Below are 13581 nucleotides of genomic sequence, written 5' to 3'. Positions count from 1 at the left end.
CGAGCAGATCCTGACAGCGTTCCTCAAGGGGCCAATGACGATCTATCGGGGCGCCGAGGTGCATGGGGATTTCGTCACGCGCAAGCTCCCGGCCGGCATCGACCACTGCAAGATGGTCGAGCTTTACTGCGATCTGGTCGAACGCGGCTGTCTGATTCGCGAGGGGATCAAATACAAACTAACGACACGCGCCCGGCACCAGCTCGAAAAGGAGAGCGCACCGGAAGCGCCGCGCTCTATCGTCCCGCCGCGCGTGCGCAACTTCTTCGCTAAGCCTTTGTTCCTTGGCTATTCGCCAGCGTTTCCGTGGCGCCGCGCGCTTTAAGGGCCGAGCATAGAATTCGAAAAAATAGTATGTTAAGGTTACAGCACCGCCGACCGACCGTCCGGTTTCGCCCTGAAGTGGTCATACGCACCTAGTTGCACGCGCTATTTAGACACGAGCTTAAACCAGGCTCCGCCTTCATTTCGTGTGCGATCGGGAACTACTTGAAATGCCCGCATTCGTGCGCGACAGCGACTGTTTCGCCGGTACGGCTTGCACGATCCGTCTTGCGTCTAGCCACTCTCGTCGCCGCGCAACGGGGCTCTGGTTCCGTCAGGCGCGCGCCAGATCGACAGCAAGGGCGGCCTTGCGTAGACGTGCATTGCGGCGGAGGTTTGCGATTGCGCCGCGTGTGTCATACATCAGTTGGTAGTGATAGTAATTGATCTGTTCGAGAATGGCACCACCGAGCAAGGAACTCGTCCAGATGATATCTGCATGGTTGACACCCCTAACTATTGCGACAGTTAGCGCTAGCGACATGCCTATTAGAAGTACAATGTTCGTCCACTTGAAGGTGCGGTATAGCGAATGGAAGTAAGGCGGCAGGGGTTTCCTTCGAGTGAGTGCTTCCAATTTTAAGTGCCAATACCAAGCACCCTGAAACAGAAGGTAACTCACCAATAACATAGCAGGCACCCTCAGCTCCCATCCTACTGGCTCCGACGATTTTTGCCAAAGATACAAGAAAATTGCAGGGAAGGCGAAAGCAAAAGCGGCCTCCATGCGCCTAAGGTACTTCATACGATCGCTGATATTTGGCATGTGTCTACCCTAAAAATTATACTTTAGCTTATTTGTTCCATAATGTAACACTGTTCACCACGACCTCAGCCAGCAAAAGACTGAGCCATAGCGACTAAGGATATCGAAGACGCTGAACTCGTAGAATGCGTTGTGTAATTTCTTGACTACAAAGGAGCCCGAATGCAAGTGGAAAGTCGAGTCACAATCTCTGTGCCACCCGAGAAAATATTCGAGATTTACGCGGATGTCCCAAACTGGAAAACTTGGGACCCAGATACCAAAGAGGCGTCGATTGACGGGCCATTCCGGACAGGGAGCAAAGGCAAAATCACTCCGCCGAAAGGAATCACTGTCCCAATGAATTTCATCTCGGTGGTTCCCAACAAGTCGTTCACTGTCGACTCGCAGATTCCACTCTTCCGTATGGTGTTTGAGCACGAGCTCAACGTCACTGCTGCCGGTACCGAAGTCGTCCATAGAGTTACTTTTTCCGGTGCATTGTCTTTTCTGCTGGGCCGTATCGTCGGCAATCCGTTACGTACTGGGCTTCCACTCACCTTGGCATCGCTCAAGCGACTAGCGGAGACGGGCAGGGTTGCTGACTAACCGGCTGCAGGAGCTGACGTTCTTCGGCCAGTGGCCGCTGTTGGCCGGGTCCTGTCGATGTTCCTCGACGGCGAACTGGCCCCCATCGGCTCGGCGGCTGCCGCCCCAAACCGGACACTCAGGCGACTAGCAAGTGGTCATTTGCGTTCACTGTTGAAAGTTTGTATGCGCATTCGCAAGGATCAGTTCACTGCCCAATGGGTGGATATCGCGCTTGTATTCCAGGAATATTGGCCACTTCAGTCTGCCACCTGATCGGTGTGGCCCAAGATAGGCGACATTTGTTCCGCTATCCAAGGATTGGGACGAGTTTGGGTCCACTTCGCTCATTATCTGCATTGCCAAGATCGTTCGGCAACCGCGGCAAGCGGATTATAAATGTACTTCCCATACCGGTACCCTTGCTGGCAGCAGTGATTGACCCTCCGTGTAGCTCCACCAAACTCCTCGCCAAGGCAAGTCCGAGACCTAGCCCGCCCTGAGCTCTGTCGGGCGTACGACGCCCCTGCACGAACAGGTCGAATAAGTGTGCCAATAATTCCGCATCCATGCCAATGCCTGTGTCTGATACGATCAATTCTGTTTCGCCCACATCGGCATGCAAGCGCATATTGATGGTGCCGCCATTTGGTGTGAACTTGTTGGCGTTGACGAGGATGTTAGCCACAACCTGGACGATGCGTTTGCGGTCGGCCAGGACAAGCACTGGTTCGCGCGGGATGTCGAGCTGCAAGCTTTGATTGACAGCTAGCTTGGACACGCGAGGCAATCTGCTCTGCGGCTTCAGTTAAGATCGCCCGAAGATCGAGCACGGACGTGTCGAGAGCGATCAGACCCCGCGTGACCCGAGCGACGTCAAGCAAATCGTCAACCAGGCCAGTCATGTGCCCTACTTGCCGCTTGATGACACCAGCCACATGTTGCACCCGTTCAGGATCGTTCGCGACGATTTTGAGCACCTCTGCAGCTGCGCTGACAGGCGCGAGCGGATTTCGCAATTCATGGCCGAGCATCGCAAGGAATTCGTCCTTTGCACGGTTGGCTTCGGAGAGTTTTGTTACCAGGACTTCTCGCTCACAGTGCAGTTGTACCAGCAAGTGGCGTTCGGTCGCGTCGCGTGTGAAACAACGGGTGTAGCGCAGGCGGCCATTCTCGAAGCAACCGTTTGAACTGATGACCACATGCTGGATTGAGGCGTCCCTGCGATTTAGCCGTGCTGGCTCGTCAAGCAAAGTTTGTCCTTGCTGCAGTCGAGTCAGGATGGACGCGATGACATCGGAGTCGGTATGGAACTCCGAGATGTGATGCCCCACATATTCATCCCATCGGTAACCGAGCATCGCTAGTTCGGCCTTGTTGGCCCAGAGGATCGTCCCGTCTGGTCCAACGCGGTGCAGGGCTTCGGCAGCGTTCTCTAGGAAGTCCATTAATTCCCGCTCGCGGTCCTGCAGTGTCGCTTCCGCTTCTCTGCCTCGGACAACCTCACAGCGCAGGGCATGATTCTCCTGCTGCAGGATGGCGAGCTGTCGAGACACATCTGGATCGCTCTTCTCTAGAGCCTGGGTCGAATGAGAGACATGGTCATGCGCGAAGCAAATGCGTTGAAACGCAGCAGCGTCTCCGACCCTCGAAAATTGTTGCCATGGGTAGGCACAAAAAAGCGCAAACCGGTATTCCCGAGCCAAGCTGTTCCACAGTTCTTCAAGCCGCACTGCTGCGTTATACAGGCCGCGGGAACATAGTACAGCGACCATTTCACCAAACGTGTGAACTACTGTTCCAGAATGACAGGCACTGCGGACGACACTCCCAACCGTGCGGTCAAACAGTCGTTCGTCCGGCCAGTCGTCGACCATGAACAGCGCTAGCGTGTCTTCCGCATTCAGCACGATCAGGTGCTTTAGGGGTTGTTCCTCGCCGTTCAAGGAGGCCAGCCCTTGCAGCTGATCTTGTAACGCGATTATGTGATCGTTGGTAGCAATGACAATTGCCGTGCCACCAGTGCGCAATCCCTGCTCAATGAACTCGGCAACTTCGCTCAGAAGCGTGACCTCGTCTTGGTAGAAGCGTACGAAATGAGATGGAGGATGAGATTGATGGAGAGTCGGATTTTGGAGTTGCGTGGACATACGTGTCCCCTTACATTAGCGTAGGCAACACACCTATAACGAGTAATTGTACCAGCCGATACACGTCAAAATGTGACAATTGCTCCCCAGATCCACACCCGGTTTGATTTTGCGCTACCGATACCGGATTGATTTGATCTTGTGATGTCCGCTTTTGGCCGAAAGCGGACCGTCAGAAAACAAGTGTTTGTCGACACCCTATGCGTGTGATACGAACACATTTGTTGCTAAAAGCAAATTTATGCGTAAAACCTTGCGGGACCGATGGGCAGTCGGAAATAGTACTTTAGACGATTTCCGTCCCCGCCCCAGGGTATTTGGCTGTAATTTTTGAGCTTATCGTACTATTTTTCCCGAATTCTGTGTCCGCCTCTTTAAGGTGAAAATCTAAGTTATGCATTAACCGGCTTTAGACTGCCCCGCAAGTTGACCACGGAGGCAGTACAGATGAAAAATCGGGATGTAGTAGCAGAATATTGTGATGAGTGGGTGCGCTGGTGCCAGACACGCAGCTTTTACATGCGGCCGGCCAGCAGCGGGACCCTTGGGCGCCTTCAGCCGTCCAAGGTAGGGAGGGAGCCAAACGCCCGCAACCACCCTGACATGCAATATTTCAACATGGCCGTGCATACGCTGGCCGACATGAAGAAATGGAAGGGCAAGTTCCTGGCCTTCAAGGCGTATTACGTCGGCGACGCCGCGCTGGCCAAGCAGGCGGCCGCCGCGCTCGGCATCAGCGAGCGCACCTATTATTATCATGTGAAAAGCTTTGGGCAGGCCGCCTACAGCATGAGCCACAGCATCAAGAAGGCCCACGAAGCGATGGCCGCGCCGGCGCTGCCACCGGAACCGCCGCCGGCGCCGGTGCTACACCAGCTCGGTTCGTTCATCCCCCCAGCCTGACCGGGGCGCGGCATGTCCAGCACCCTGTTCAAGGTTGGCAAGTATTACCACTACCGCTTCCGGCTCGCCGGTGGCGCGCGGCGCCAGCGCACCACCCACGAGGTGAACCACAAGCGCGCACACGCGATCATGTCCAAGGCGTACGCCGATGCCGTCCTGCTCGCGAGCGGCATGCAACTGGTCCCGACGCTGGAGGAATTGATCGAGCAATGGGAGCAACTGCGCGCGCCGATCGCCAGCAAGTCGCATCGCCGCGGGATCGACGTTTTCAAGCGCCGGCACCTTCACGGGCTGGGCCAGCTGCTGATTAGCGACCTGGGCACCGAGATCATCGAGAAGGCGCGAAACGCGCACCTGGCCACGCGCAAGCCGGCCACCGCGAACCACTGGCTGCGCAAGCTCAAGCTGCTGGTGAACTGGGCCGTCAAGCGCAAGATCATCTCCAAGCTGCCGTGGGACGTGCCCATGCTGCCGGTCCAGAAAATCCCGCGCGCCACGCTGCCCACCAACACCACCGACGACTGGCTCGCCGAGATCGACAAGGCGACTACGCGCTCGCCGTCCGTCGCCATCGCTGTGCGTCTCATGTACGGCCTGGGCCTGCGCGAGTCGGAAGCGGCTAGCGCTTGCTGGGAGTGGATCGACTGGGAGCGGCGAACCTTCACGCCCGGCATTACCAAGGGGAAGGAGGCGGTCCCAGTGCCGATGCCGCGCTGGCTGGTTGCGTACCTGGCACCCCAACGACGACCGCAGGGCCTCATCGCACCAGGTAAGCAGGGCAGGGCGTTGCCAGATGGATTCGCCCGATACGCTATGCGCCGCGCCAACGCCGCCACCTCCTTGACTGGGATCACTCCTCACCGACTGCGCGGCACCTGCGCCACCCTCATGTCGGAAGAAGGCACGCCCATTCAGACCATCCAGGCCATCATGCGCCACAAGGACCCGAAGACCACGATGGGCTACCTGGAAGTGAACATGGATGTGGCCAGCCGTGCGCAGGACCGGATCGAGGACAAAATCTACAGTGGGCGGAAAATGGGCGATGCGCGTCAAACCGGCCCTAGCGGTGCTTGACTCTCGTGACAACACCTAATCCTCAGTGACAATTCTGGGCGTTGCATTGCTTCCGGGGAATATCGACAGTTCCGCGTCCGATTGCGCAGGCTGGACAGCGCCCAAATGCAAACAGATTGGTGTCATCGGCCAGAATGTTCCACGGGTGCGGAAGTCGTTATTCCGCCGCGCCGCGAGGAGCTAAAATTTTCCAAGGAATCAAGGCATTACACGCGCATCGCCGGGCCGTGTCGAGCAGCTGCCGGACCGGCTCGGACTAGGCTATTTTGTCAAAATTCGGGACCTGTTGAGGGGGCCGAAAAGTTACACAAAATCAGGTTACAAGAAAAGTTGCACTCACCTTTTCGTGTAACCTCTCCCGAATTCATTCCGCGCGACGTCGACCACGAAACCGCGCTACGACCTGTCGGCATCCAGAAAATGCGCTAGGGGTGGTTGAAGCCGCAGATCATGCCCAGCCTGGACAGCGCATCTTCCAGTACGGTGGCGTGGGCACTGCCCCAAGGATGCTCACAAGCTTCGCGTGCGCCAGTCGAATGACTTTGGCTGAAAGGTGAGGATATCTTCAACCTCGTCTTTTGGACCCTTGACGGCCACGGCGAACTGATTGTCCGCGTTCGATGCGGCGTGCGTCATGGGAACCCCATTACGATGCCAGCCTTCTCGTTGAAAGCACGAGTGGAAGTAACAAGCATCGGATGGAAGCTGGGCGTTTCCTTCCTCACGTGGGGGGTGTGTTGAATGTAAAATGATGTCCGCGCGATCAGGAGCCCAGGCCTGCTTCGCCACCATTAGGCGAACTCCTCACCCACTGGCGCGAAGGGCATCACTTCGCCGCCGTGATGCACTGTGATCAGGTAATAGAAGTCCTTCAATATTTCGAGGCGGCAGTCTCCAAGATATTTGGGGACCTCGAAAAACCGTCGCGAGCGGCGTAAGTCGTGTTCGAGAAGCGCAGCCGTACGAAGGTACGGTGAGCATCGCCGGATGCAAATTGCGTCGCGCAGTAGGTTTTTCGAGGTCCCCATTTATGGACGAGGACGATTTTCTTCAGTTTGATAAGGGTTTATCTTTTTCGATCGAGAGAAGCTGGGAGCCTCATGAGTTCGACAAATTGTTAGTGAAGGCAACTACACTTATCGATGTGGTGGCTTTAGATATTGGAAAATACAGGGATACCCGGATTAAAATATGGCGCGAAACCGTAGGGCTGTTTTTAGTTCGTTCGGACGCAGAGGATGCGTCATTTCGCAGCATTTGAGAAAGAGTTGAAACAAAGATTTGGCGTTCTTAACGTCGAAGGGAAAGATGTTGGTGCGACTTAATAAATAACCCGCGGTTTAATAAACATAAATTTAGTTGAAAGGAGAATCCTTTGCTTTTTGGAAACTCGGACTACGTTAATATTCCTCCCTTCGAAACGGAGGATCTTCGAGTCAATCTTGCCAGATACTTAGACTCATTTTTCCTGAACACGATTACCGGACAAATGATGAAGGTGGGTAATTTCAAGTGGGGAGTTTACGCATTTTTTGATTACGACGGAGAGCCAATTTATGTAGGTCAAACAAATGAAATGCTCCGTACTAGAATTCGGCGTCACCTTACAAACCAACGAACCGACGCTGTTGCGATGTCGGTTCTTGATCCCTTCGAGGTATTCGAAATAGAAGTTTGGCCACTTCCTGAATACCAGTCTATCCCGAGCAAAGACTCTATGGCCCGCCATCATTTAAACACGTTAGAAAGAATGGTGACTGCACTTGCTGTAGCCCAGTCTCATTTTAAGGCGATTTTAAATGAAAAAGACCCACCTCCTGGCTCTGAGATTGTTCCAATTCCTGTTTCGTTCCGTGGACGTGTCGTATCAGATCGAGTATATGATTTGCGATCCCACCCAGACTTTCGCATTGCACGTCGAGCTCTAATCATCTCTCGAGTCGCCCAGGTCATTTCAGAAAGAAAAGTACAAGGGGGACTTCGACGAGTTTTGCTAGTTCAAGCCCAGCGTCTCCAGTGGCTCTCACAGCGTCGCTATGAGGCATTAGGAGGCGCATCGTCAGTTGAGAGTGAAGGTAATGACGAAATTTGACAATATACGCTCACAAATCATGCGGGCCGTGCATTCTAAAGACACGAGGCCGGAATTAATTATTCGAAAAACTTTGCACGCGTTAGGCTATCGGTATCAAATTCATTGTAATAATTTGCCCGGTTCACCCGATATAGTTTTTTCGAAGCGCCGTAAAGTTATTTTCGTACACGGTTGTTTTTGGCATGGGCACAATTGCAAACGCGGCATCCGTAAACCGAAAGCTAACGCGGAATATTGGGAGGCGAAGATTGCTAAAAATCAAATCAGAGATACACGTTCAATGGACGAGCTGAAGAGTGCAGGATGGGAAACGTCGGTGGTATGGGAATGCGAACTTAAAGTAAGAAATCGCGCTGAGTTAGAAACTCGCTTGACCGCTTTTCTAGGGGCAACTAAATATATGAGAAAAAAATAGGCGTTTAAGCTGCAAAGCAATCTATGCTAACAGCTAAACGCGACGAATTGCGACCATCTCGGACTGTTTTTGGATAATGCCACCACGACGAACAGTTGTCTTTCTTACGATCTCACCGCCCTGCGCAGAAAGATTAAAATCGACGTAGTTAATTTCTTCCGCTTTTCCTTGAAAGCATAGATGGAAGGCTGCAATCAACTCTACGCCATTTATTGCTTGAGCTTCAGCAATTTGGGCTTTCTCGTTGGGTATAAAAGACGGGAATAAATACACACATGCCGGCGGCGTTCTAAATGGTCCGATATCTGTTATGCGTCGAGCTGAGCTAAGTTCGATTTTTGGGCAAGGCCGTCCAATAGTTCCACACATCATATCCCATACAACCAGTCCATCGACCCGTTGGTTGCGCGAAATCATTTCGGCCCCGAGCCTTGTATGAATCCCTGACCAAGTGTTTTTCCTCGGATCGGCACCCAGATTGGTACAGATGCTCCAAATTATAAATTCATCAGCATCTTGCGGACGTTCAAAAATATTCGTATTGTTACCATCTAAACAACCCTTTAAATCAATTATTGCCGATCTTCCGCTGTTTAACCGCACCAAATAATCGTTTCGATTGGAGTCATCTGTTTGGTCCCATCCTACGATGTACCCACCATCTTCCATATGGTTCAGGACATGTTGCACGAACTCACGTTTACTGCGCATTGTCGCGGAAAATTGTCCGCGTACTCGTTCTACCGCACCACGAAATAATCCCGAATTATAAAATTCTTTTTCATCAAGACCATGATTGCCTAGCTTATGTGCTTCAGTTTTCAAAACTTCAGCAAACCTCTCGATTTGCATTCTAAGCTCTTTATCCTGTTCGCAGGGAATAATACTCATGCAGCAGCTTGATGCGTAATTGTAGCTCTGGTTTGTACAAGTGCTTCAAAAACGTATTGAGCAAGATGACGAACAACTGGGACGGCAACGCCATCTCCCGTTAAATGGTAGGCTTCGTTATAATTTTTCGGCAGTTTGTAGTTGTCGCTAAGGCCCATCAAGCGTGCGGTTTCTCGAGCAGAAATAAGGCGAGAACGTATTTTCTTTCCTTCGACAACAACAATGACTTGCCTGCTTGATCCGCCCGACGGCGTACGTAGGCATCCAGCAACATCATCAAACCGAATCTCTGCTCGTTGAACTTTTATTCCGTCCTCAACACGAGTGCGTCTATAGACACAACCTACCATCCGGCGTCCTGATCGTTTTGCTGCTTCGAGCTTCGCTAAATTAATCGGTGACATCATTCCGATAAGCTGCTCGCTCTCTGCACTAGTATGCCAAGCCACACCTTCAGGGCGTTCTTCGATTAGATCCGCAAATGTGGAGTTACGATGTGCTGGCGTCGGGACATTCCACCATATCCATTTTTTCTTTGCTTTGTTCGAAATACCTTCGTATGCGTTGCGTAAGCCCCGTGTATGAAAAGGTTCAATCGGACCTGGTGAAGTTAAATTCGGTTCAATTTCGACGTCATCCCTAACACCAATAAAAAATAACCGTGGTCGAGATTGCGGGACGAACAATGACGCATCGATGACTAGCGCACCGTGTCTATATCCTGCTTTAACGAATGTATCGCAGATGGTTATAAAGTCTTTGCCTTCGTGAGAAGTGAGCGCCCCGCAGACATTCTCTAGAGCGATTATCTTCGGTCCTCGTCCATCTTCGATGAGACTCTTAATGACGTCCCAAAAAGGGTAGAACGTACCAGACCGCTCACCTCGCAAGCCGGCTCCGCCGCCCGCTAGAGAAAGATCTTGACAGGGAAAAGACCCCCAAACAAGATCCGGAAGCCCTGGCAAGTCAGCAAGCTCAATCTGTTTAATATCGCCGACTCTTAACTCGCCGGACGTTCCCCAGTTGGCTTGATAGGTCATTCCTTTTTTGTGGTCAAAGTCATTCGCAAACAGGCAATTCCAGCCTATGCCTAGGCCTGCCCTGGCCATGCCTGCACCCGCGAAGAACTCATAAAAATTATTCATAAGTGCCGCTTCCTAGCTGATCATTAGTATTTATATCCCGGTCAAGTTTTTCTTGAATCGCCTCCGCAATCCATGTGTTTCTTGAAACACTACCGACACGGCACGCGCGCGAACTGTCAATTGCTTCAAGGGTCTCTTGATGCAGTCTTACGTTCAAGCGTTCTAGGGTACGCGTTACAGCGAGCTTGAGTATCGAATTCTTCATATGCGCCATTGTGGCGCCACAATGGCGCAATGTCAATTTGTATTAACATAATTTACGTTGCGCGAAAAATCGCTGTTTTTCCCGCCGTATCTATGCGCGCAAGGAATTTTGCGCGAAATAGGCATGGCGAAACTTGCGCAAAAAGCCGTAAAATTCGCTCCAATTCGATAGTCTGAAAAACTGACTCTTGCGAAAAGGGCTTTTAATACGGGCGCTTTCAAGAGGACGACATCGGGTCGTCTCGCCGTCGGGCGGGCATGACGCACCTGGCGATTCGCCGGCGTTGTGCCCGCCACGGGGCAGGCGGCAGATTCATGTTCTCGGCGCGCCACCGTCCAGATAGGGCGGGGCCTGCCACCGGGCATCCAGCAGATTGGAGCCAGCGCGACGTTCGTCCCGCTGGCTTTTTTCATGGCTGCACCAGTCATCCCTTCCACCTTTGCCTGAACATTGAGGCACAGCCCCGGCGCAGTCATGCGTGCGGGGCTTCTTTTTTGGATGTTCGTGATGCCACCAGTAATTCCGATAGCGCATGACCTGGTGGACGAGCTGGGCCAGCCCACGCTCTACCAGGTGCGCAACGCCGCGGCGCCCTGGCTGCGCGCCGAGGTGCCCGAGGATGACATCGAAGATGTTGAGTTCGCCCGTAGCTGGGCCTTGGGACACGACGGCGTCGACTCGATCGGCACCTTGCAGGGCAAATATCAGAAAGCGCGCTGACCCATGGCCAAGGAAAAGAAGGTCATCGACTGGGATCTGGTCGAAAAGGACTGGCGCGCGGGCATCAAGACGAAGCAGCAAATGGCGGTCGAGCACGGCGTCTCACGCGCGGCCATGGACAAGCGCTTCGCCAAGCTGAACATCAGCCGGCACCTGGGCGTCAAGATTCGGGCGAAGGCGACGTCGCTTGTCGAGCAATCCGTCGTGCCGGCGACCGCCGAACCGCTGTCGCCGGCGCGCGAGCGCGAGATTGTCGAGGTCAATGCGGCGATGCAGTCGCAGATCATCCTGTCGCACCGCTCGGACATCCAGCGCACCCGGCGCCTATCGATGCAACTGCTCGAAGAACTCGAAGTTCAGACGGACAATGCGGACCTGTTCCGCGACTTGGCGGCCATGCTGTGCGAACCGGACGAGAAGGGCGTTAACAGGCGCCTTGAGCTGTTCGAGAAGGTCATGTCCCTCAATTCCCGCGCCGGTACCATGAAGACGTTGGCCGACGCCCTGCGCAACCTTATTGCCATGGAACGCCAGGCGTTCGGGCTGGACGAGAAGAAGGAAGACGAGATCGGCACCGGCGTGGAGGACGTGATCAAGCGCGTGATGGCGAAAAATGGCGGCGCCTAGCCAAGCTGAGATCGAGGCCACCATCGAAGCGCTGCGCGATGATATCGAGCTGCACTGCGAAACGTGCATGTACGTGCTGGACAAGGCCGGCAAGAAGGTCCTGCTCAAATTCAACCGGGCGCAGCGCTACATTCATGCGCGCATTGAGGAGCAGCGCAGGAAGATCGGCAAGGTCCGGGCGATCATCCTCAAAGGGCGGCAGCAGGGGGCATCGACGTATATCGGCGCGCGCTTCTACTGTATCTCGTCCATCAACTTCGGTAGGTCCGCCTTCATCGTGGCGCACGAGCAGAAGGCGACCGACAATCTGTTCAAGATGGTCAAGCGCTATCACGGGCACAACCCGTTCGCTCCGTCCACGAGCGCGACCAACTCGAAGGAGCTGGTTTTCGACAAGCTCGACGGCGGATACAAGCTGGCGACCGCCGGCACCGCCGATGTCGGCCGGGGCAACACCGCCCAGGTAGCGCACCTGTCCGAATTCGCGTTCTGGAAAAACGCGCAGATGCACATGGCCGGGTTGGGCAACACGATCGCGGACCTGGACGACACCGAGATCATCATCGAATCGACCGCCAACGGCACCGGCGGTGGTTTTCACAGCATGTGGCAGGACGCCGAGGCGGGGATCGGCGAGTACATCGCCATCTTCGTGCCTTGGTTCTGGCAGGACGAGTACCGCGCGACCGTGCCGGAAAATTTCATCGTCACGGCCGACGATCAGAAGTACATGGACGCCTACGGGCTGGACATGGAGCAGATGGCGTGGCGCCAGAACAAAGTCATCACGTACGGCCAGGGCTTCGAGTGGCTTTTCGATCAGGAGTACCCGGCGACGGCCGCGCTCGCGTTCCGCTCGGCCACCACCGACCCGCTGATCAGTCCAACGAGCGTCATGGCGGCCGTCAACAGCACCTACCGCGAGCGCATCGGCGCCTTCGTGATCGGCTGCGATCCGGCCGAATACGGCCCGGACAGGACGGCGATCGCCTTCCGCCACGGCCGCACCGTGTTCCGCATCGAGTACCACGAGAAGAAAGGGCCGATGGAGGTGGCCGGCATCCTTGCTGGCTACTACCGTGACATGCAGCCCGACGCCATTTTCGTGGACAAGATCGGGATCGGTTCCGGGATCGTGGACCGGCTCAAGGAGCTGGGCGTGTCCGTCATCGGCGTGAACTCTGCTGCGAGGGCCGACGATCCAGAGCTGTACGCCAACAAGCGCGCCGAGATCTGGTATCGATTCAAAGAGTGGATCGAGGACGGGCCCAACCGCTTGCCGAACGATGTCGCCATGATCGCGGATATTTCCGCCCCGAGTTACAAGACATCCTCGAACGGTGCGCGCCTCATTGAGGCCAAGGATGACATGAAGAAGCGGCAGATGCGCTCACCAGACGGCGCCGATGCCATTGCCATGACTTTTGCAGAAGCGGTCGTGCCGCGTGCGCTACGCGGCGACTCGGGCCATCGAAGTGTGCATCCGCAACAGCGAGCAGCATCGCGTGCAGGATATTGAAAGATCAATATTACAATGCTTATAGGACCAGTGATAAAATTCCACGTCGCTGCGTTAGGCTTCAGGCGTCGCCGGGTGACGCTCTACTCCCATGGAACGATAAATGACAACAAATCGACGTACAGATGACTCCACAAGCGCGGTGCTTACCGAAGCATTTCGGTTGCAGCGTAATTT

General features: G+C 54.4%; 16 protein-coding genes. 10 read left to right on the top strand and 6 right to left on the bottom strand.

Annotated elements, in window-relative coordinates; translation table 11 throughout:
• Positions 1 to 325 (top strand): hypothetical protein (locus tag RBA41_RS28900; RefSeq protein WP_306627823.1); only part of this gene is annotated, 325 nt, incomplete at its 5' end.
• A 273-nt stretch (positions 326 to 598) separates the two neighbouring features.
• Here RBA41_RS28900 and RBA41_RS28895 read toward each other — a convergent pair.
• Positions 599 to 1090, bottom strand: coding sequence for a hypothetical protein (locus RBA41_RS28895; RefSeq protein WP_306627822.1), 492 nt, complete (start codon positions 1088 to 1090; stop codon positions 599 to 601).
• 162 nt (positions 1091 to 1252) lie between these two features.
• On the opposite strand from RBA41_RS28895, the gene RBA41_RS28890 reads away from it, so the two are divergent.
• Positions 1253 to 1678 (top strand): SRPBCC family protein, encoded by a 426-nt coding sequence (locus tag RBA41_RS28890; protein WP_306627821.1) that lies wholly within the window; start codon positions 1253 to 1255, stop codon positions 1676 to 1678.
• Positions 1679 to 1967: 289 nt separating this feature from the next.
• On the opposite strand, the gene RBA41_RS28885 is transcribed toward RBA41_RS28890, so the two are convergent.
• The gene (locus RBA41_RS28885) at positions 1968 to 2411 is read right to left on the bottom strand and encodes a sensor histidine kinase (protein ID WP_306627820.1); all 444 of its coding nucleotides are present in this window, start codon (positions 2409 to 2411) and stop codon (positions 1968 to 1970) included.
• Positions 2338 to 3807 carry an MEDS domain-containing protein gene (locus RBA41_RS28880; RefSeq protein WP_306627819.1) on the bottom strand — a complete coding sequence of 490 codons (1470 nt, stop codon included), beginning with the start codon at positions 3805 to 3807 and terminating at the stop codon, positions 2338 to 2340. The genes RBA41_RS28885 and RBA41_RS28880 overlap by 74 nt, the downstream gene beginning before the upstream one ends.
• A 603-nt stretch (positions 3808 to 4410) precedes the next feature.
• Between RBA41_RS28880 and RBA41_RS28875 the strand changes: the two genes are divergently transcribed.
• From RBA41_RS28875 to RBA41_RS28855, 5 genes are all read left to right on the top strand, one after another.
• Entirely contained in the window at positions 4411 to 4710 is a 300-nt protein-coding gene (locus tag RBA41_RS28875) for a hypothetical protein (RefSeq protein ID WP_233294975.1), read from the top strand.
• Positions 4711 to 4722: 12 nt separating this feature from the next.
• Positions 4723 to 5787, top strand: a complete 1065-nt coding sequence (locus RBA41_RS28870) for a tyrosine-type recombinase/integrase (protein WP_306627818.1) — start codon at positions 4723 to 4725, stop codon at positions 5785 to 5787.
• Between the two features lie 1030 nt (positions 5788 to 6817).
• A complete protein-coding gene (locus RBA41_RS28865) occupies positions 6818 to 7048 on the top strand; it encodes a hypothetical protein (RefSeq protein ID WP_306627817.1) in 231 nt (76 codons plus the stop codon).
• A gap of 114 nt (positions 7049 to 7162) precedes the next feature.
• Complete coding sequence (locus RBA41_RS28860; protein ID WP_306627816.1) at positions 7163 to 7879, top strand: GIY-YIG nuclease family protein; 717 nt, start codon at positions 7163 to 7165, stop codon at positions 7877 to 7879.
• Positions 7866 to 8297 carry a very short patch repair endonuclease gene (locus RBA41_RS28855; RefSeq protein ID WP_306627815.1) on the top strand — a complete coding sequence of 144 codons (432 nt, stop codon included), beginning with the start codon at positions 7866 to 7868 and terminating at the stop codon, positions 8295 to 8297. Before RBA41_RS28860 ends, RBA41_RS28855 begins: the two co-directional genes overlap by 14 nt.
• 33 nt (positions 8298 to 8330) lie before the next feature.
• Here the strand turns inward: RBA41_RS28855 and RBA41_RS28850 are convergent, their stop codons facing one another.
• The 3 genes from RBA41_RS28850 to RBA41_RS28840 form a co-directional block, all read right to left on the bottom strand.
• A complete protein-coding gene (locus tag RBA41_RS28850) occupies positions 8331 to 9188 on the bottom strand; it encodes a hypothetical protein (protein ID WP_306627814.1) in 858 nt (285 codons plus the stop codon).
• Positions 9185 to 10333, bottom strand: coding sequence for a DNA cytosine methyltransferase (locus RBA41_RS28845; RefSeq protein WP_306627813.1), 1149 nt, complete (start codon positions 10331 to 10333; stop codon positions 9185 to 9187). Before RBA41_RS28845 ends, RBA41_RS28850 begins: the two co-directional genes overlap by 4 nt.
• A gap of 237 nt (positions 10334 to 10570) precedes the next feature.
• Positions 10571 to 10951, bottom strand: a complete 381-nt coding sequence (locus tag RBA41_RS28840; protein WP_306627812.1) for a hypothetical protein — start codon at positions 10949 to 10951, stop codon at positions 10571 to 10573.
• Positions 10952 to 11045: 94 nt separating this feature from the next.
• On the opposite strand from RBA41_RS28840, the gene RBA41_RS28835 reads away from it, so the two are divergent.
• The 3 genes from RBA41_RS28835 (at position 11046) to RBA41_RS28825 (ending at position 13404) form a co-directional block, all read left to right on the top strand.
• Positions 11046 to 11258, top strand: coding sequence for a hypothetical protein (locus tag RBA41_RS28835; protein WP_306627811.1), 213 nt, complete (start codon positions 11046 to 11048; stop codon positions 11256 to 11258).
• 3 nt (positions 11259 to 11261) lie between these two features.
• Positions 11262 to 11885 (top strand): hypothetical protein, encoded by a 624-nt coding sequence (locus RBA41_RS28830; RefSeq protein ID WP_306627810.1) that lies wholly within the window; start codon positions 11262 to 11264, stop codon positions 11883 to 11885.
• Positions 11886 to 11952: 67 nt separating this feature from the next.
• On the top strand, positions 11953 to 13404 hold the full coding sequence (locus RBA41_RS28825) for a terminase large subunit (protein WP_306627809.1): 1452 nt from the start codon (positions 11953 to 11955) through the stop codon (positions 13402 to 13404).
• The last annotated feature ends 177 nt before the right edge of the window (positions 13405 to 13581 follow it).

It is taken from the genome of Massilia scottii, from assembly GCF_030846495.1.
GTDB classification, from domain to species: domain Bacteria; phylum Pseudomonadota; class Gammaproteobacteria; order Burkholderiales; family Burkholderiaceae_D; genus Telluria_A; species Telluria_A violaceinigra.
This window is presented reverse-complemented; position numbering and strand designations above follow the sequence as displayed.